Raw genomic sequence first — 17,827 nt, 5'->3', positions numbered from 1 at the left:
TCCACCGGTAATGGATGCTTTTAAGCTGAAGCTTTTCAGGATGTGGTTTGATGTCCGATACGGCTGCAAGCGAGGCGCCCGCCCCGCAGATTTCCCGTGACGATCCCTGCCCGTTCCTGCGGGCGCTCGTCGCCGGCAACTATGTCGGCGGCCATATCGTGCCGCTGCCTGAACTGACCGGGACCATCGGGCGCGCAACCGGCAAGACCGGCTTCGAGGGGTTCACCGCGCGGGCGAAGATCTTCATGGTGGCGCAGATCGCCAACGGCCTCGGTCCTTTCAGCCAGCTGCGCAGCCTGTTCCAGGGCGCCATTCTCGACGCGTTACGCAACGGCCCGCTCGACAAGCACGGCGCCGGCTCGCGCATCCTCGACCAGCACGCGGTGGTCCATGAGGACGAGATCGCGCGGCTCGCGACCTTCGGCAGCGACCACAAGGCACCCGACGGCAGCGTCGAACGCGGGCTGTCGGCCGCCGAGATCAAGACCTTCATGGCGGCGAACTTCCAGCGCGCCAAGGACGAGCATCCGCCGTCCTACGGCATCCTGCACTGCTACTATCCGCTCCTGATGCTAGGCGAGTGGCCGGTGCTGCTCGACATCATGGGCAAGGGCGAAGGCAAGGACCGCTATCTCAGCGTCGCCGAGGTCAGGACGCTGTTCGTGAACAAGCGCTTTCCTGACCGGATCGTCGCGCTGCTGCAGCGCTAGATTTTTGTTGGACGCGTTTTCTTCACGCGAACCGGTATCCGCTTCGCTCGAAAACGCCATGTTTCACTTGAACAGCGGCGTGCCCGGCACGAACGCATCGAACGCTGCCCAGAATTGGCCGCGGTAGCGGTCCTGCTCCTGCAGGATCTCGTGCTTGGAGCCGGCGATCACGAGATGCGAGCCGGCGCGCAAATGATAGGCGAACTCCTCGATCGCGGCCGTCGACACCACCTCGTCATTGCTCGCCGCCAGCATCAGGATCGGCTGGCGGATTTCCGACGGATACGACATGCCGCGGAAGGTGCGCATCGCGGTGAATGCGGTGTCGGCCCAGGCGATCGTCGGCGCCGCGATGCCGAGCGTCGGATCTTCTTCCAGGATCGCCGCGTTGCGGGCATGGCGCACCGGATCGCTGGTCACGGGATTGCCGATGAAGGGCGCGAGGCCGACCAGTTCGTCGCTGCCGCCGGGAACATAGCGGCCGCCCTGCCCGGCCAGCCGCATGATCCGAAGCAGCGCGCTCGGGAAGAACGACACGCGGCGGCGCGGCAGGTCGATCATCGGCGCCGACAGCACCATGCGGTCGAACCAGCGCTTGCCGGCATGCGCGAGGCGCAGCATCACCGCACCGCCCATCGAATGCGCCAGCGCGAAATAGGGCGGCGGGCAATCCGGCAGCACCACCTGCTGCACGAAGGTCTCGACGTCGACCTCGTAGTCGGCGAAGTCGCGCACATAGCCCTTGCGGGGATCGCGCAGCCGCCGCGACGAGTGGCCCTGCCCGCGCCAGTCGATCATCGCCACCGCAAAGCCGCGGTCGCGCAGATCGCGCACGGTCTCGAAATATTTTTCGATCATCTCGCCGCGCCCGCCGAACACGCAGACCGTGCCCTTGCGGCCGGGCGGCGGCGCCCAGCGCGCAAAGCGCAGCTCGGCCCCGTCTGGTGTCTTGATGGTGCCACTGACAACGTCGTCCGGAACCGGGTTGGCGGGAATCGAGACGAGCGTCATGAAGGGGACCGGAGTGGTGAGACAGGGTGGAGATCAAGGACGCCGGCGCCGAAAAATGCGACGCGGTTTCCGCCTCTTGAACGCGACGTGACCCCTCCCATATCACCTCCGTGCAGGCCGCTACCAGTGCTTCGGAACCGAAACATCAGGCTGCACACATCTAAGCCCGGCCCGATGGCGGGCGGGTAACTGAAACAGTCGCTCAATGGAGGACTATTCCTATGCGTAGCTACGACCTCACTCCGTTTTATCGTTCCACCGTCGGCTTCGACCGCCTCTTCAACCTGCTCGATCAGGTGACCTCGGACGGCAGCCCCGGCTATCCCCCCTACAACATCGAGCGCACCGGCGAGAATGCTTACCGGATCAGCGTTGCAGTCTCCGGCTTCTCGCAGGCCGAGCTTTCGATCGTCGCGAAGGAGAACACGCTGACGATCAAGGGCGAGAAAACCGCCAACGAGAACTCCGGCAACGGCTCCGAAGTGCTCTATCGCGGCATCGCCTCCCGCGCCTTCGAGCGCGTCTTCCAGCTTGCCGACTTCGTGCAGGTGAAGAACGCTTCACTCGAGAACGGTCTGCTCCACGTCGATCTCGTCCGCGAGATTCCCGAGGCCAAGAAGCCCCGCAGCATTCCGATCGGCGGCGGCGAGAAGGCCCCGCAGGTCGTTGACGGCTCGGCCGGCAAGGTCGCTGCCTAAGCAACAAACCCCGCGTCAGCAGATATTGGCTGATTGCGAAAACGCCCCGGGAAACCGGGGCGTTTTTTGTTGCCGGTAACCGCTACTCCAATCCCTGCACCTTGGGCATTGCCTGGGTCGGCAGGATCGCGGGAGCGGGCGCCGGCGGCGGCGCACCCTGACCGACGGTCGGAGCCTCGGCTTGCTGGACGGCTTGCTGCGCAGCCTGGGCCTCGGCCGGCTTCGGGGCTGCGGCCTGCTCGGCCGTCGCGGGTGCAGCTGCCTGGGCAGGCTGCGGCGTGGCCGCCTGCGGGACGGCGGCCTGGGCCGCCGGGGCGAGCCTGGGCTGCCGCCGGCGCTTGGGCTGCCGCCGGAGCCTGGGTCGCCGGAACCTGAGCCGCCGGAACCTGGGCTTTGGCCCCAGCGGGTTCCGCTTCGGCACCGGCACGCGGCTGGCGACATGTGGGATGGGGAGTGGCGGGCGCGGCACCCGGGCCTGGATCGGCCGCGGCATCGGCCCGACGGGACCGTCGGTCGCGCTCATTTCCTCTTCGTAATTGTCGCCGAGCCGGGAGGCCGGCGTGAAGCGGATGATGTGGCCGTCGCGGGCATCGATCACCAGCCTGCCGTCGTCGCCGCCCTGGTCGATCACCGAGATCGTGTAGACGAACCCGCGCTGTCGGGGCGCGCCAAGCGGCAGATAGCCGTTCTCGCGGAGCACGGTATAGACCTCGACCGGCGGCAACAGGCTCGGGACCCGGCCAAAGCGCGGCGGCGGCGGAACCTCGGGCATGGCGGCATAGGGCCCGTCCATGTCGGATACCCTGACCAGAAGCGGGCTGCCGATCCGGGCGGACGTCGCCAGCTGGGCCTCGGCCGAGGCTGCGCTGAGCGCGAGGGCGGCGGCAGCAACCGAACCTGTGAACAACTTCATCGCCGTAACTCCTGTCTGCCCCGCCCTGGAGCGTTTCCGCTCTCTTGCCGGCTTGCCCGGGGCAAAACTTCAGTTTCAAATTCGGCGGTCCTTGGTCCCTCCTTGGGCCAGATCACGGCGTGTTTGCTTCGAATCGGGGGCGCCACATGCCCGTCGAGCCGTTCGATCCGAGCATGCGGGCGAGGACTTCCTCGCGCTTGTGTGATAGACAAAAATTTGGCAAGGTCTAAGTTAGGACAGTAAAGCTGTCTCAATTTCGAGGCCATCCCGGCATAGGGATTGCAACGAGACCTCGGCGCCCCGAGCTCCGAGAATGCTGCAGGCAGGGCCGTTCCTCAGGGGACGTTGAAACGCCCGTCGTCTGAATTTAGGAAAATGCGGCTCGCGGCGGACGAGCGGTGGCCCGGTGGGTGCCGCAACGTCCAAGGTGCGCCAAATACGGTGGGGCCCTTACGAAAGGGAGAGGACACATGAGCGGGTCGGAATTCGAGCGCGAAAACATCGTGGCAGGAACGCTGTCGGCGACCGCGAACTCGAAAGCCGCCGAGCCCGCGCGTGAGTTGCATACTTGGCGCCCCGAAGCCGAGGGCCTGTACGATCCCAGCCTGGAAAAGGACTCCTGCGGCGTCGGCTTCATCGCCAACATCAAGGGCCAGAAGTCGCACCAGATCGTCTCCGACGCGCTGAACATCCTGTGCAACCTCGAGCATCGCGGCGCCGTCGGCGCCGACCCGCGCGCCGGTGACGGCGCCGGCATCCTGGTGCAGATCCCGCACGCCTTCTTCGCGCGCAAAACCGCGGAGCTCGGCTTCAAGCTGCCGCAGCCCGGCGAATACGCCATCGGCGCGCTGTTCATGCCGCGCGATGCCGCGTGGCGGAACGTGATCAAGAGCATCATCGCCGACGAGATCAAGAACGAGGGCTTCAAGCTGCTCGGCTGGCGCGATGTGCCCAGTGACAATTCATCGCTCGGCGTCACCGTGAAGCCGACCGAGCCCTACCACATGCAGGTCTTCATCGGCCGCAATGGTGCGGCCAAGACCGAGGACGATTTCGAGCGCCACCTCTACATCCTGCGCAAGTCGATCTCGCAGGCGATCTATCAGCGCCGCGACCGCGGCATGGCGGGCTACTATCCGTGCTCGCTGTCGTGCCGCACCGTGATCTACAAGGGCATGTTCCTCGCCGACCAGCTCGGCAAGTACTATCCCGACCTGCATGAGGCCGACTTCGACAGCGCGCTGGCGCTGGTGCATCAACGCTTCTCGACCAACACCTTCCCGACCTGGTCGCTGGCGCATCCGTACCGGATGATCGCCCATAACGGCGAGATCAACACGCTGCGCGGCAACGTCAACTGGATGGCGGCGCGGCAGGCTTCCGTGCATTCGGAGCTCTACGGCAAGGACATCAGCCGCCTGTGGCCGATCTCCTATGAAGGCCAGAGCGACACCGCCTGCTTCGACAACGCGCTCGAATTCCTGGTGCAGGGCGGGTACTCGCTGCCGCACGCCGTGATGATGATGATTCCGGAAGCGTGGGCCGGCAATCCCCTGATGGATGAGCAGCGCCGCGCGTTCTACGAATATCATGCCGCACTGATGGAGCCGTGGGACGGCCCGGCCGCGATCGCCTTCACCGACGGCCGCAAGATCGGCGCCACGCTCGATCGCAACGGCCTGCGCCCGGCGCGCTACCTCGTCACCAAGGACGACCGCATCGTGATGGCGTCCGAAATGGGCGTGCTGAAGATTCCGGAGGACCAGATCGTCACCAAGTGGCGGCTGCAGCCCGGCAAGATGCTGCTCGTCGACCTCGAGCAGGGCCGCCTGATTCCCGACGACGAGATCAAGGCCGACCTCGCCAAGAGCCATCCCTACAGCGACTGGCTGCACCGCACCCAGATCCAGCTCGAGGAGCTGCCGGATGCGCCGGCCAAGGGCGTGCGCTCCAACCTGCCGCTGCTCGATCGGCAGCAGGCGTTCGGCTACAGCCAGGAAGACATCGCGATCCTGATGACGCCGATGGCGGCCACCGGCGAGGAAGCCGCGGGCTCGATGGGCAACGACACGCCGATCTCGGCGCTGTCCGACAAGCCGAAGCAGCTGTTCACCTACTTCAAGCAGAACTTCGCGCAGGTGACGAACCCGCCGATCGATCCGATCCGCGAGGAAATCGTCATGAGCCTCGTCTCGATCATCGGGCCGCGGCCGAACCTGTTCGACCTGCAGGGCGTCGCCTCGACCAAGCGCCTCGAGGTGCGGCAGCCGATCCTGACCGACGCCGATCTGGAAAAGATCCGTTCGATCTCCGACGTCGCCGAGACCCATTTCAAGTCGCGCACGCTCGACACCACCTTCCACGCCGGGTTCGGCGCGGCGGGCATGGAGCAGGTGCTCGACGAGCTCTGCGCACGCGCCGAGGGCGCAGTGCGCGAAGGCATCAACATCATCATCCTGTCGGACCGCATGACGGGTACCGACCGGATTCCGATCCCGTCGCTGCTGGCCTGCGCCGCCGTGCATCATCACCTGATCCGCACCGGCCTGCGCACCTCGGTCGGCCTCGTCGTGGAATCCGGTGAGCCGCGCGAGGTGCATCACTTCGCCTGCCTCGCCGGCTACGGCGCCGAAGCGATCAACCCCTATCTCGCATTCGAAACCATCCTCGCGATGAAGGACCGGCTGCCCACCGCGCTCGACGACTACGAGATCGTCAAGCGTTACATCAAGTCGATCGGCAAGGGCCTGCTCAAGGTGATGTCCAAGATGGGCATCTCGACCTACCAGTCCTATTGCGGCGCGCAGATCTTCGACGCGGTCGGCCTCAAGGCGGACTTCGTCGCCAAGTATTTCGCCGGCACCCACACAAGGATCGAGGGCGTCGGCCTCGGCGAGATCGCCGAGGAGACCGTACGGCGCCACACCGACGCGTTCGGCGACGGCCAGATCTACAAGAGCGCGCTCGATGTCGGCGGCGAATATGCCTACCGCACCCGCGGCGAAGACCACGCCTGGACCGCGGAATCGGTCTCGACGCTGCAGCATGCCGTGCGCGGCAATTCGCAGGAGCGCTACCGGGCGTTCGCCAAGATCCTCAACGAGCAGTCCGAGCGTCTGTTGACGCTGCGCGGCCTGTTCCGGATCAAGAGCGCCGAGGACGACAAGCGCAAGCCGGTCAAGCTCGAGGATGTCGAGCCGGCCAAGGACATCGTCAAGCGGTTCTCGACCGGCGCGATGTCGTTCGGCTCGATCTCGCGCGAGGCGCACACCACGCTCGCGATCGCGATGAACCGGATCGGCGGCAAGTCGAACACCGGCGAAGGCGGCGAGGAGTCCGATCGCTTCAAGCCGATGCCCAACGGCAACTCGATGCGCTCGGCGATCAAGCAGGTCGCCTCGGGCCGGTTCGGCGTGACGACGGAATACCTCGTCAACTCCGACATGATGCAGATCAAGATGGCGCAGGGCGCCAAGCCCGGCGAAGGCGGCCAACTGCCCGGCCACAAGGTCGACGCGACGATTGCCCGCGTCCGGCATTCGACGCCGGGCGTCGGCCTGATCTCGCCGCCGCCGCATCACGACATCTACTCGATCGAAGACCTCGCTCAGCTGATCTACGACCTCAAGAACGTCAATCCGGACGGCCAGGTCTCGGTGAAGCTGGTGTCGGAGGTCGGCGTCGGCACGGTTGCCGCAGGCGTCGCCAAGGCGCGCGCCGACCATGTGACCATCGCGGGCTTCGAGGGCGGCACCGGTGCCTCGCCGCTGACCTCGATCAAGCATGCCGGCTCGCCGTGGGAGATCGGTCTTGCCGAGACCCATCAGACGCTGGTGCGCCAGCAGCTGCGCAGCCGCATCGCGGTTCAGGTCGACGGCGGCTTCCGCACCGGCCGTGACGTCGTGATCGGCGCGCTGCTCGGGGCCGACGAGTTCGGCTTCGCCACCGCCCCCCTGATCGCGGCGGGCTGCATCATGATGCGCAAGTGCCACCTCAACACCTGCCCGGTCGGCGTCGCGACCCAGGATCCGGTGCTGCGCAAGCGCTTCACCGGCCAGCCCGAGCACGTCATCAACTACTTCTTCTTCGTCGCCGAGGAAGTCCGCGAGATCATGGCGCAGCTCGGCTACAAGACGTTCGACGAGATGGTCGGCCAGGTCCAGATGCTGGACCAGACCGCGCTGGTCTCGCATTGGAAGGCCAAGGGCCTCGATTTCTCCAAGCTGTTCGTGCGGCAGAAGGAGGAGAAGGGCCAGACGATCTATCACTCGGAGAGCCAGAACCACCATCTGGAAGCCGTGCTCGACCGCCGGCTGATCGAGAAGGCGCAGGCCGCGCTCGATCGCGGCGCCCCGGTCAAGATCGAGGAAGAGATCAACAACACCGACCGCTCCGCCGGCGCGATGCTGTCGGGCGCGGTGGCCAAGATCTACGGCCATGCCGGCCTGCCGCTCGACACCATCCATGTCGGCCTGAAGGGCACGGCGGGACAGGCGTTCGGCGCATGGCTCGCCAGGGGCGTCACCTTCGAGCTCGAGGGTGAAGGCAACGACTATGTCGGCAAGGGCCTCTCGGGCGGCTGCATCATCGTCAAGCCGCCGAAGATCTCCGGCATCGTGCCGGAAGAGTCGATCATCGTCGGCAACACTGTGATGTACGGCGCGATCGCGGGCGAGTGCTACTTCCGCGGCATCGCCGGCGAGCGCTTCGCGGTGCGCAACTCCGGCGCGGTCGCCGTCGTCGAGGGCGCCGGCGATCATTGCTGCGAATACATGACCGGCGGCATCGTCGTGGTGCTCGGCAAGACCGGACGCAACTTCGCGGCCGGCATGTCCGGCGGCATCGCCTATGTGCTGGACGAGGCCGGCGACTTCGACAAGCTCTGCAACCTTTCGATGGTCGAGCTCGAGCCTGTGCTGTCGGAGGAGATGATCAACGCCGATACCTACCACCACTCCGGCGATCTCGAGGCGCATGGCCGGGTCGACGTGTTCCAGAACCTGCTCGACTCCGATGTGGAGCGGCTGCACGTCCTGATCACGCGTCACGCCAAGCTGACCGGCTCGAAGAAGGCGGCGGAGATCCTCGCCGACTGGAAGAGCTGGCTGCCGAAATTCCGCAAGGTGATGCCGGTGGAGTACCGCCGCGCGCTGAAGGAAATGAAGGCGAACGCCGACGCCGAGCCGAAGATCGCGATCGGCGCGTAGGGTTCATCACGCGTCATTCCGGGGCGCGCAAGGCGCGAACCCGGAATCTCGCAAGGCAACTTCAAGATTCCGGGTCCGCGCCTTCGGCGCAGCCCGGAATGACGGAACAACTGAGATGCAGGGGCATCGGGTTTCAATGGGTAAGATCACAGGTTTTCTCGAGATCGAGCGGCATGACCGCAAGTACGAGCCGGTCGCCGATCGACTCAAGAACTTCAGGGAATTCGTCATTCCGCTGAGCGAGAAGGACACGCGCGACCAGGCTGCGCGCTGCATGAATTGCGGCATCCCCTATTGCCACGGCACCGGCTCGACCGCGCCGGGCACGCCGGGCTGCCCGGTCAACAACCAGATCCCCGATTTCAACGACCTCGTCTATCAGGGCAACTGGGAAGAAGCCTCGCGCAACCTGCACTCGACCAACAATTTCCCCGAATTCACCGGCCGCATCTGCCCGGCGCCGTGCGAGGCGTCCTGCACGCTCAACATCGACGACAACCCGGTCACCATCAAGACCATCGAATGCGCGATCGTCGACCGCGCCTGGGACAATGGCTGGCTGAAGCCGGAAATATCAGCGCAGAAGACCGGCAAGAAGGTCGCCGTGATCGGCTCGGGTCCCGCCGGCATGGCCGCCGCGCAGCAGCTCGCGCGCGCCGGCCATGAGGTGCACGTCTACGAGAAGTTCGCCAAGGCCGGCGGCCTGCTGCGCTACGGCATTCCCGACTTCAAGATGGAGAAGGGCATCATCGATCGCCGCGTGGCGCAGATGGAAGCCGAGGGCGTCACCTTCCACTACGGCAAGGCCGTGGGCGGCTCGACGCCCGGTGCAATCGATCCGCAAGAGCTCGCCAAGCAGTATGACGCCGTGGCGCTGACCGGCGGCGCGGAAGCCCCGCGCGACCTGCCGATTCCCGGCCGCGAGCTTTCCGGCATCCACTTCGCGATGGACTTCCTGCCGCAGCAGAACCGCCGCGTCTCCGGCGAGCCGCTGAACGGCGCCGCCGACATCCTCGCCGGCGGCAAGCATGTCGTCGTGATCGGCGGCGGCGACACCGGATCGGACTGCATCGGCACCTCGTTCCGGCAAGGTGCAACGTCGGTGACCCAGCTCGAGATCATGCCGGCGCCGCCCGAGCACGAGAACAAGGGCGTGACTTGGCCAAACTGGCCGCTGAAGATGCGCACGTCGTCGAGCCAGGCCGAAGGCGCGGTGCGCGAATTCGCCGTGCTGACGACGAAGTTCGAAGGCGTCGACGGCAAGGTGACGAAACTGCATTGCGTCAAGGTCGACGACAAGTTCAAGCCGTTGCCCGGCACAGAGTTCACGCTCGACGCCGAGCTCGTGCTGCTGGCGATGGGCTTCGTCCATCCGGTGCACGAGGGGCTGCTCAAGACGCTGGGCGTCGAGCTCGACCAGCGCGGCAACGTCCGCGCCTCCCTGCAGGACTACCAGACCTCGCGAGCGAAGATCTTCTCCGCCGGCGACATGCGCCGCGGCCAGTCGCTCGTGGTCTGGGCGATCCGCGAAGGCCGCCTGTGCGCGCGCTCGATCGACACCTTCCTGATGGGGAAGACCGATCTGCCGGGGTAAGCGCGTCAGCCGCCACGCCACTGCAGCCACACACTGAACTGTCATCGCCCGCGAAAGCGGACGATCCAGTATTCCAGAGACGTCAGGGCTTGAACGGACAGGCCGCGGCGTACTGGGTGCCCCGCGTTCGCGGAGCACGACACCTCATTTGAGATGCGACTCGCGCATCCTCACCGCTAATTCTGCACCCGCACGCCGAGCATCACCACCGTCGACGCCGAGCTCTGTCCCGGCTGGTTGGAATCCAGCCAGTCGCGGCGCAGCGTGCCCTTGATCCAGAGGCTGCGGGTCATCTTGTAGATCAGGTCGCCTGACACCGAGTAGATCGTGTCGTTGCGGTTGTCGCCCTGGTAGTCGAGCGTGCCGTAGGTGAACTTGCCGATGCCGGTCAGCCAGCGGCGGAAGTCGTGGTCGACCTCGACGGTGTAGGTGCGCGACAGCACGCCCGAGGTGCCGGGCAGCGTGGTCTCGCCGAGCTGGGTGTCGGAATAGAATTTGGCCGTGGTCAGCGGCGTCGCATTCCAGGTCAGCGAGGCGGTGGTCAGCAGGCCCTTGAGCGGGCTAAGCCGCGGATCGACATAGTCGCGCCTAGCATAGCCGATCGAGACCTCGCCGAACAGAATCCGGGTGAACTCGAACGATGTGCCGACCTTGGCGTAACCGCCCGACGAATTGCGCGCGTAACCGTTGCGGTCAAGATAGAGATCATGGAAGCGGCTGTCGCCCTCCACTTCCACGAACGGCTTCACGGCCGGATTGAGCTCATAGCTGACGCGGCCGACACCGCCATACTGCGTGAAGTTGCGATCGTCGTTGGACGACGAGGTGCCGTCGGTCAGCTTCGACCACTGATAGTCGGTGCGGTCGACGGTGCCGCCGAGCGAGACCTGCATGCGGTTGAAATTCTGGTCGATGCCGAAGGTGCCGCCGACCGTGCTGTAGAGCGGATATCTGGCGAGGCCGGCCTGCACATTCGGGCTGCCGGGATTGTCGGTCGAGACCAGCAGGCGGGCCTGCGCCGTGAGATGCGTGTATCTGGAGACGTCGAGCCGGCCGTCGACATGACCGGTGAAGTTCGGACGGTCGATGTCGAGCGGCGCCGACAGCGGTGTGCCGTTGGCGTTCGGCGTCAGCTCGGAGCCATAGCCGGTGAAGGAGCCGCGCAGATCCGCGACGACGGCGTGACGCTCCCAGTCGGAGACCGCGAGGAATTCCGGCGCGACCATGTAGAACGCCCTGCCCTGCGGCGAGTAGAGCCGGCCCGGATTGGTGTCGTAGCCGGCCATCGCCTCGACCGCGGTCTTGACCATGAACGAGCCGGCGTAGTCGCCGACCGCGCCGAACGGATCGTCGTCGATCTTGAGCCGCTTGCGCGGCGGCTGGCCGACGATGGTGCCGGCCATCGCCGGCGGCAGCGGCGTCTTGTTGGCGGTCTCCGAGGGCGGGATCGACAGCCGCAGCTGCCCCGTGGCGTTCAATGGCGCCGACGTCGGCGGCGGCGAGCCGGGTCCCGCCAGCGGCTTCGGTTTGGCCTGACCCGGATAGTATTTCGGCTTCTGGCGCTTGCGGTTGAGCGAGTCATAGCCCGACGTCGAGGCGCCGTTCGCCGCCGGGAGCCCGTAGGTCGGGACCTGCCCGATCCGCGTCGTCGATGTTGATGTCGATGAAGACGAGGAGGAACGGCGTTCGCGATCGGGGTCGGGCAGCCTCAGGCCGTTGAGCGGATCCATGGCGTCGGCCGTGGTCCGGCGCAGCGGCGAATCCTGCGTGATCACCTGGCTCTGGCGATTGGGGCTGAACAGATCGGGCGTGACGGTCTGGGCCACGGCGAACCCGGTGGTCACGGTCAGCGCCAAGACGGTCACGGCAGGGCATGGCAAAACCGCGCGGACGAGGTGTCCACGCCGGTCTTGGCCGCTTGCTGGCCGCCGCAACACGATGGAAAAACTCCAACGAATTCACATACTTGTCGGACGCACTCCGCCGGGCGGCGGAAAACGTCGTTAATGGAGTTAAAACAATTATGGTTAATGAGCCGTTGAGGATCGGCCGCCGCGCGTCGCATCGCGGAATCGAACGTGCTAAGGGAGACGCCCGGGTGCAAAACCCTCCCTTGGAATCCTAAATGGCCAAACCGAAACCGCTGATGACCAAATCATCCGGCCCCGATGACGGCGCCGTTCAATCGGCGCTCCGCACCCTCGATGCCGAAGGAAGCGGCGTCGCAGCCCTCTCCGCGGCACTGAAGTCCGACCTCGGCGCGCCGTTCGCGGCCGCGTCCGAGTTGATCGGCAATGCCAAGGGACGGCTGATCGTCACCGGGCTCGGCAAGTCCGGCCATATCGGGCGCAAGATCGCCGCGACCTTTGCCTCGACCGGCACGCCGGCGTTCTTCGTGCACGCCGCCGAAGCGAGTCATGGCGATCTCGGCATGATCACGATCGATGACGTGATCCTGGCGCTGTCATGGTCCGGCGAGCAGCCGGAGATGCGCAACCTGATCGCCTATGCCGCCCGCTTCGGCATTCCGCTGATCGCGATGACGGCCGACAAGGACTCGACGCTGAGCAAGGCCGCCGACGTGCAGCTGACGCTGCCGAAGGCCCGCGAGGCCTGCCCGCACAATCTAGCGCCGACCACGTCCTCGCTGATGATGCTGGCGCTCGGCGATGCGCTGGCGATCGCGCTGCTCGAGGGCCGCGGCTTCACCTCGACCGATTTCAGCGTGCTGCATCCGGGCGGCAAGCTCGGCGCGCTCCTGAAATATGCCCGCGACCTGATGCATGGCGGCGACGCGCTGCCGCTGAAGCCGCTCGGCACCAAGATGTCGGATGCGCTGGTCGAGATGACCTCCAAGGGTTTTGGCTGCGTCGGCATCGTCGACCGCCACGGCCATCTCGTCGGCATCGTCACCGACGGCGATCTGCGCCGGCAGATGCGCCCGACCTTTTGACGCTGTCGGTCGACGAGGTCATGACCAGGACGCCGAAGACGATCAGCCGAGACACGCTGGCCGGCGAAGTGCTGGAATTGCTCAACGCCTCGAAGATCACGACGCTGATCGTGACCGACGCCAAGAAGCCGGTCGGCATCATCCATCTGCACGATCTGCTGCGCGCCGGCGTGGCGTAATTTCGCTCCGTCATTCCGGGCGCGCGAAGCGTGAACCTCAGATGCGCAATTGCGCATCGGAGAATCTCGAGATCCTCAGGCACGCAATGGCACACCATAGTTCGATGCTTTCGCATCGCCCCGGAATGACGGCGTTTATCTCGGAAACCGCGCCGCGGTTTCCTCCAGCGGCAGGGCCAGCGCGTTGGCGAGGTAGGAGACCGTGCGGTAGAAGCCGCACAACTGGATGATCTCCAGGATCTGGTCCTCATCGTAATGCGCCGACAGCGCCGCGAATTCCGCGTCATCCAGCGTCGCGCGGACATGCAGCGCGTCGACTGCCGCGATCATTGCCTGTTCGGCCTGCGACCAGCAGCCGGCATCGGCCGGACCGCGCACGGTGGCGTGGACCTGCTGCTCCGTCAGTTCGGCGGCTGCGCCGAACGCCGTGACGTGGACGCCCCATTCATATTCGCAGGCATTGAGTGCGCAGGTGCGGTCGATCACGATCTCCCGCTCCCTGAGCGACAACGGCCCGCGGTCCAATAGGCTGCCGCCGCGAAACTTCTCCCAGGCGCGCGGATGGCCCGCCATCACGCGGAACAGCACCAGCGGCGGCTTGCCGCGCATGATGCGGTCGAAATGCTGTTGAACGTCCGCCGGATAGGGCGGATCGAGCGGCGCGAGGCGTGACATGGGTTGATCCCGTTGCTACATTTAATGTAGCGGAACGCTACAATATCTGTAGCGACCCGCAAGAGGAATTCAAAAGGAATTTGCGACATGCCGAAGCAGGGTCCAGTCACAAGACCCGGCGTCCGCGGCTCGCGGACCGGCCGCCCGATCATGGCGCTGCTCGATCTATTGGGACGGCGCTGGACCTTGCGGATCGTCTGGGAGCTGCGCGAGGGCGCGCTGACCTCGCGCGCGCTGCGCACCGCCTGCGACGAGGCCTCGCCGACGATCCTGCAGACGCGATTGACGGAGCTGCGCGAGGCCGGCTTCGTCGAGCTGACGGAGGATGGTTACGGCCTCACCGCGCTCGGCCGCGAGCTATTTGCGACATTCACGCCGCTCAACCGCTTCGCCGAGCGCTGGAGCAAGCAGGGCGGCAGCTAGACCTCGGCGGCCGTCAGTGTGTAGCCCGCATGAGCGGAGCGACATGCGGGATCGGTTTCCCCGGGTATCGCGGAGCCTGTCATCGGGCGCGCATGCGCGCGACCCGTTGGCTCACCCGGGCTACGGATTACTCGCCCGAAGCAGCATCCGACGCTCGGGGCCGAGTCGTCGTCGATGGCTCAGGCCAGACTAAGCGATCGCCACCGTCAGGCTGGCGCCGTCGGCGCGGACGACCTTCACCCGGCTGCCGGCCGGCGCATCGGGGCCGGCGACGCGCCACACCGTATCGTCGATCCGCACCGTGCCTGATCCGTCAACGATCGGCTTCTCCAGCGTGAATTCGCGGCCGACCAGGGCTTCGTTGCGGCGGTTGAGGAAGGGATTGGTCTTGCTTGCCGCCGTCGCGCCCTTCGCGAAATGCCGCCATGCCGGCACCGCCAGGGCGGCGAACACTGCGAACATCAAGAGCTGTATCTGCCAGGACGGCGTGAAGGCGAACGACAGCAGGCCGACCAGCAGTGCCGCGAGCCCGAGCCAGAACAGGAACACCCCGGGCGCCACAAGCTCCAGCGCCATCAGGATGAAGCCGAAGATCAGCCAGCTCCAGGTACCCAATGTCGAAAACATCTCGGCCATGACGTGACCTCTACCATTGCGGGCGCGACGCCGTCACGCCCTCACCGCTGCGGCGGCACCGGAGGCGGCGCCGTCGGGCCGGCCGGCGGCACCGAACCGCCGCGCCGTGCTGCGGCCGTAGCGGACGCCGCGCTCTCGCCGAAGGTGGCGCGGGCGATCTCGCCGATGCCAGCCAGAGAGCCGAGCACACTCGAGGTCTCGATCGGCAGCATCAGGACCTTCTGGTTCGGCGATTCCGCGAGCTGGCCGAACGCCTTGATGTACTTGTCGGCGATGAAATAGTTCAGCGCGGCGACGTCGCCCTTGGCGATCGATTCCGACACCATCTGGGTCGCCTTGGCCTCGGCCTCGGCAAGCCGTTCGCGCGCCTCGGCGTCGCGGAAGGCGGCCTCGCGGCGGCCCTCGGCCTGCAGGATCTGGCCCTGCTTGGCGCCCTCGGCGCGCAGGATTTCGGATTGCCGCTGGCCCTCGGCCTGCAAGATGTCGGCGCGCTTGACGCGCTCGGCCTTCATCTGCCGGCCCATCGCCTCGACGAGGTCGGCCGGCGGCACGATGTCCTTGATCTCGATGCGGTTGACCTTGACGCCCCAGGGCGACACCGCGGCGTCGACCACGCGCAGCAGCCGCTCGTTGATCTCGTCACGATGCGACAGCACCTGATCGAGATCCATCGAGCCCATCACCGAGCGGATATTGGTCATGGTCAGGACGGTGATCGCCTGGTTGAGATTGGCGACCTCGTAGCTCGCCTTGGCGGCATCGAACACCTGGTAGAACGCGACGCCGTCCACCGTCACGGTGGCGTTGTCTTTGGTAATCACCTCCTGCTCGGGAATGTCGATCACCTGCTCCATCATGTTGATCTTGCGCCCGATGCGGTCGAAATAGGGCACGATCAAATTGAGGCCGGGCGACAGCGTGCGGGTGTATTTGCCGAACCGCTCGATGGTCCAGTCAAAACCCTGCGGAACGGTCTTGATCCCGGCGAACAGCGTAACGATGACGAGAAGAACAAACGCGATCGCGAAGACGTCGAAGCCAGTCATAAAGTCCTCCAGGGCCGGCGAGACCGTCGCCAGTCACGGTCGTGCATTGGTCGGCAGGACCGCTCCGCCGGTTCAGCCGGCTGTTGTTCTCCCTAGCACATAGGAAGCTGCTGTCGGATGACCAGATGCCAACGAATGCCCGTGCCCGGTGTCACGGATCGTTAACAATCAAATCCAGCCTCCTTAGATCCAGCCTTGCAGCTCGCGCAGCACGAGCTGGCGGATCACGTCCATGCCGCCGTCGCTGTCGTTGAGGCAGGGGATCGCCGCAAACTGCGCGCCGCCATTGTGCCGGAAGATCTCGGCATTCTCCTGCGCGATCTCCTCCAGGGTCTCCAGGCAATCGGCGGAGAAGCCGGGCGTGACCACGGCAATGCGCCGCACGCCGTCCTTGGCCAGCTTCTCGACCGTCTTGTCGGTATAGGGCTGCAGCCACTCGGCCTTGCCGAAGCGCGACTGGAAGGTGAGGATCAGCTTGTCGGCATCGAGCCCGAGCCGCTTGCGCAGCGCATTGGTCGTGGCGATGCATTGCGCCTGATACGGATCGCCCTTGTCGACATATTCCTTCGGCATGCCGTGGAACGAGGCGACGATGATCTCGGGCTGGAACGGCAATGCCGGGAGATGCGCATTGATCGAGACCGCGAGCGCCTCGATGTAGTCGGGATCGTCGTAGTAAGGCGGCGTCACCCGCAGGATCGGCTGCGCGCGCATGCCGGCCAGCACGCGAAACGCCTCGTCGCAGACCGTCGCCGACGTCGCGGCGGAATATTGCGGATAGAGCGGCACCACCAGCAGCCGGCCGCAGCCCTGCGCCGCCAGCGCCTCGATGCGCTGCTTGATCGAGGGGTTGCCGTAGCGCATCGCCCAGTCGACCACGACGTGGTCGTGATCGGCGATCGCCTCCGCCAGCTTGTCGGCCTGCGAGCGCGTGATGGTCTTCAGCGGCGATTCGTTCTTCTCGGTGTTCCAGATCTTCAGATAGTCGCGCGCCTTGCGGGCCGGACGGACGCGCAGGATGATGCCGTTGAGGATCAGCTTCCAGAGCAGGCCCTGATCCTCGATCACCCGCGGATCGGACAGGAATTCCTTGAGGTAGACCCGCACGCCCGCCGCATCCGCCGTATCGGGCGTGCCGAGATTGACCAGCAGCACGCCGACGCGTTCCGGCTTCGGCGCCGCGGCAGACTTCGCGCTCTCGAAGGGGATCACCGTGCTCATGATGGCCTTGCGCTTGATATCCTTCGCCTCGGAGCTTTGGGCTTCGCGCGTTGCTCCAACCTTGTCAAGCCGAGTGCGGGTTGGCTACGTTCCCCTGCGGAATAAGGGGGAACCATGACGATCGCCGAATGGTGCGTCTTCGGGACGCTGATGCTCTCGCTGCTGACGATCGTGTCGGTGAAGTGGACCGGCTTCCGCAGCTTCGACAATGCCAGGCCGCGCGATCCCGACTTCTACGACGACCCGATCCGCTCGCGGGCGCTCGGCGCGCACCAGAACGGCATCGAGGCCTTCCCGTTCTTCGCCTTCGCCGTGCTGCTCGCCGAATTCCGCGTCGGCCCGCTGCGGCTGATCGACGAGCTCGCCGTGCTGTTCCTGATCGTGCGGATCGCTTACGTCTTCACCTATATCGGCAACCGCCCGATGCTGCGCTCGATCCTCTGGAGCATCGGTTTCGCGATCAACATCGCGATCTTCCTGCTGCCGGCGATCAGGGGCTATCTGACGAGTTGAGCCTGTTTCTTCTCCCTCTCCCCGTTCTTACGGGGAGAGGGCTGGGGT

Annotated in this window: 13 protein-coding genes and 1 pseudogene; 7 read left to right on the top strand and 7 right to left on the bottom strand. The window is 65.7% G+C overall.

Translation table 11 applies throughout. The annotated features are described in order from the left end of the window. Positions 1–50 precede the first annotated feature (50 nt). Positions 51–710 (top strand): hypothetical protein, encoded by a 660-nt coding sequence (locus tag ACSKB9_RS29685; protein WP_438077548.1) that lies wholly within the window; start codon positions 51–53, stop codon positions 708–710. A gap of 63 nt (positions 711–773) precedes the next feature. On the opposite strand, the gene ACSKB9_RS29680 is transcribed toward ACSKB9_RS29685, so the two are convergent. Continuing rightward, a complete protein-coding gene (locus tag ACSKB9_RS29680) occupies positions 774–1,721 on the bottom strand; it encodes an alpha/beta fold hydrolase (protein ID WP_016844028.1) in 948 nt (315 codons plus the stop codon). A gap of 221 nt (positions 1,722–1,942) precedes the next feature. Here ACSKB9_RS29680 and ACSKB9_RS29675 point away from each other — a divergent pair, with 221 nt between their 5' ends. Beyond that, on the top strand, positions 1,943–2,419 hold the full coding sequence (locus ACSKB9_RS29675; protein WP_028341344.1) for an Hsp20 family protein: 477 nt from the start codon (positions 1,943–1,945) through the stop codon (positions 2,417–2,419). A gap of 82 nt (positions 2,420–2,501) precedes the next feature. On the opposite strand, the gene ACSKB9_RS29670 is transcribed toward ACSKB9_RS29675, so the two are convergent. Beyond that, positions 2,502–3,332 (bottom strand): hypothetical protein, encoded by an 831-nt coding sequence (locus ACSKB9_RS29670; protein ID WP_438077545.1) that lies wholly within the window; start codon positions 3,330–3,332, stop codon positions 2,502–2,504. Positions 3,333–3,802: 470 nt separating this feature from the next. On the opposite strand from ACSKB9_RS29670, the gene gltB reads away from it, so the two are divergent. Continuing rightward, a complete protein-coding gene (gltB, locus tag ACSKB9_RS29665) occupies positions 3,803–8,539 on the top strand; it encodes a glutamate synthase large subunit (RefSeq protein WP_438077543.1) in 4,737 nt (1,578 codons plus the stop codon). 136 nt (positions 8,540–8,675) lie between these two features. After that, positions 8,676–10,133 carry a glutamate synthase subunit beta gene (locus ACSKB9_RS29660; protein ID WP_438077542.1) on the top strand — a complete coding sequence of 486 codons (1,458 nt, stop codon included), beginning with the start codon at positions 8,676–8,678 and terminating at the stop codon, positions 10,131–10,133. 176 nt (positions 10,134–10,309) lie between these two features. Here ACSKB9_RS29660 and ACSKB9_RS29655 read toward each other — a convergent pair whose 3' ends face one another. Next, entirely contained in the window at positions 10,310–12,013 is a 1,704-nt protein-coding gene (locus ACSKB9_RS29655; protein ID WP_438077540.1) for an outer membrane beta-barrel protein, read from the bottom strand. 245 nt (positions 12,014–12,258) lie between these two features. Here ACSKB9_RS29655 and ACSKB9_RS29650 point away from each other — a divergent pair. Beyond that, positions 12,259–13,265 (top strand): annotated as a pseudogene (locus ACSKB9_RS29650) (KpsF/GutQ family sugar-phosphate isomerase). Between the two features lie 135 nt (positions 13,266–13,400). Here ACSKB9_RS29650 and ACSKB9_RS29645 read toward each other — a convergent pair. Then, on the bottom strand, positions 13,401–13,940 hold the full coding sequence (locus ACSKB9_RS29645) for a carboxymuconolactone decarboxylase family protein (protein WP_438077538.1): 540 nt from the start codon (positions 13,938–13,940) through the stop codon (positions 13,401–13,403). An 87-nt stretch (positions 13,941–14,027) separates the two neighbouring features. On the opposite strand from ACSKB9_RS29645, the gene ACSKB9_RS29640 reads away from it, so the two are divergent. Then, positions 14,028–14,363, top strand: coding sequence for a winged helix-turn-helix transcriptional regulator (locus tag ACSKB9_RS29640; protein ID WP_438077536.1), 336 nt, complete (start codon positions 14,028–14,030; stop codon positions 14,361–14,363). 189 nt (positions 14,364–14,552) lie between these two features. Here the strand turns inward: ACSKB9_RS29640 and ACSKB9_RS29635 are convergent, their stop codons facing one another. The 3 genes from ACSKB9_RS29635 to hemH all read right to left on the bottom strand — a co-directional run bounded on the left by ACSKB9_RS29635 (position 14,553) and on the right by hemH (position 17,266). Next, positions 14,553–14,999 (bottom strand): NfeD family protein, encoded by a 447-nt coding sequence (locus tag ACSKB9_RS29635; RefSeq protein ID WP_438077534.1) that lies wholly within the window; start codon positions 14,997–14,999, stop codon positions 14,553–14,555. A 41-nt stretch (positions 15,000–15,040) separates the two neighbouring features. Beyond that, positions 15,041–16,045, bottom strand: a complete 1,005-nt coding sequence (locus tag ACSKB9_RS29630; protein ID WP_076827695.1) for an SPFH domain-containing protein — start codon at positions 16,043–16,045, stop codon at positions 15,041–15,043. Between the two features lie 183 nt (positions 16,046–16,228). After that, positions 16,229–17,266, bottom strand: a complete 1,038-nt coding sequence (gene hemH, locus ACSKB9_RS29625) for a ferrochelatase (protein WP_438077532.1) — start codon at positions 17,264–17,266, stop codon at positions 16,229–16,231. 114 nt (positions 17,267–17,380) lie between these two features. Between hemH and ACSKB9_RS29620 the strand changes: the two genes are divergently transcribed. Next, the gene (locus tag ACSKB9_RS29620) at positions 17,381–17,779 is read left to right on the top strand and encodes an MAPEG family protein (protein WP_438077530.1); all 399 of its coding nucleotides are present in this window, start codon (positions 17,381–17,383) and stop codon (positions 17,777–17,779) included. Positions 17,780–17,827 lie beyond the last annotated feature (48 nt).

Source organism: Bradyrhizobium sp. BR 1433 (assembly GCF_051547665.1).
GTDB classification, from domain to species: domain Bacteria; phylum Pseudomonadota; class Alphaproteobacteria; order Rhizobiales; family Xanthobacteraceae; genus Bradyrhizobium; species Bradyrhizobium australafricanum.
Note: the sequence above shows the minus strand (reverse complement) of the source record. Positions and strands in the feature narration are given on the sequence as shown.

Coding starts and splice junctions, on each gene's coding strand:
- ACSKB9_RS29675 (WP_028341344.1), top strand. CDS start 1,943: ATGCGTAGCTACGACCTCACTCCGTTTTATCGTTCCACCGTCGGCTTC.
- ACSKB9_RS29685 (WP_438077548.1), top strand. CDS start 51: ATGTCCGATACGGCTGCAAGCGAGGCGCCCGCCCCGCAGATTTCCCGT.
- ACSKB9_RS29680 (WP_016844028.1), bottom strand. CDS start 1,721: ATGACGCTCGTCTCGATTCCCGCCAACCCGGTTCCGGACGACGTTGTC.
- ACSKB9_RS29630 (WP_076827695.1), bottom strand. CDS start 16,045: ATGACTGGCTTCGACGTCTTCGCGATCGCGTTTGTTCTTCTCGTCATC.
- ACSKB9_RS29660 (WP_438077542.1), top strand. CDS start 8,676: ATGGGTAAGATCACAGGTTTTCTCGAGATCGAGCGGCATGACCGCAAG.
- hemH (WP_438077532.1), bottom strand. CDS start 17,266: ATGAGCACGGTGATCCCCTTCGAGAGCGCGAAGTCTGCCGCGGCGCCG.
- ACSKB9_RS29635 (WP_438077534.1), bottom strand. CDS start 14,999: ATGGCCGAGATGTTTTCGACATTGGGTACCTGGAGCTGGCTGATCTTC.
- gltB (WP_438077543.1), top strand. CDS start 3,803: ATGAGCGGGTCGGAATTCGAGCGCGAAAACATCGTGGCAGGAACGCTG.
- ACSKB9_RS29640 (WP_438077536.1), top strand. CDS start 14,028: ATGCCGAAGCAGGGTCCAGTCACAAGACCCGGCGTCCGCGGCTCGCGG.
- ACSKB9_RS29645 (WP_438077538.1), bottom strand. CDS start 13,940: ATGTCACGCCTCGCGCCGCTCGATCCGCCCTATCCGGCGGACGTTCAA.
- ACSKB9_RS29620 (WP_438077530.1), top strand. CDS start 17,381: ATGACGATCGCCGAATGGTGCGTCTTCGGGACGCTGATGCTCTCGCTG.
- ACSKB9_RS29670 (WP_438077545.1), bottom strand. CDS start 3,332: ATGAAGTTGTTCACAGGTTCGGTTGCTGCCGCCGCCCTCGCGCTCAGC.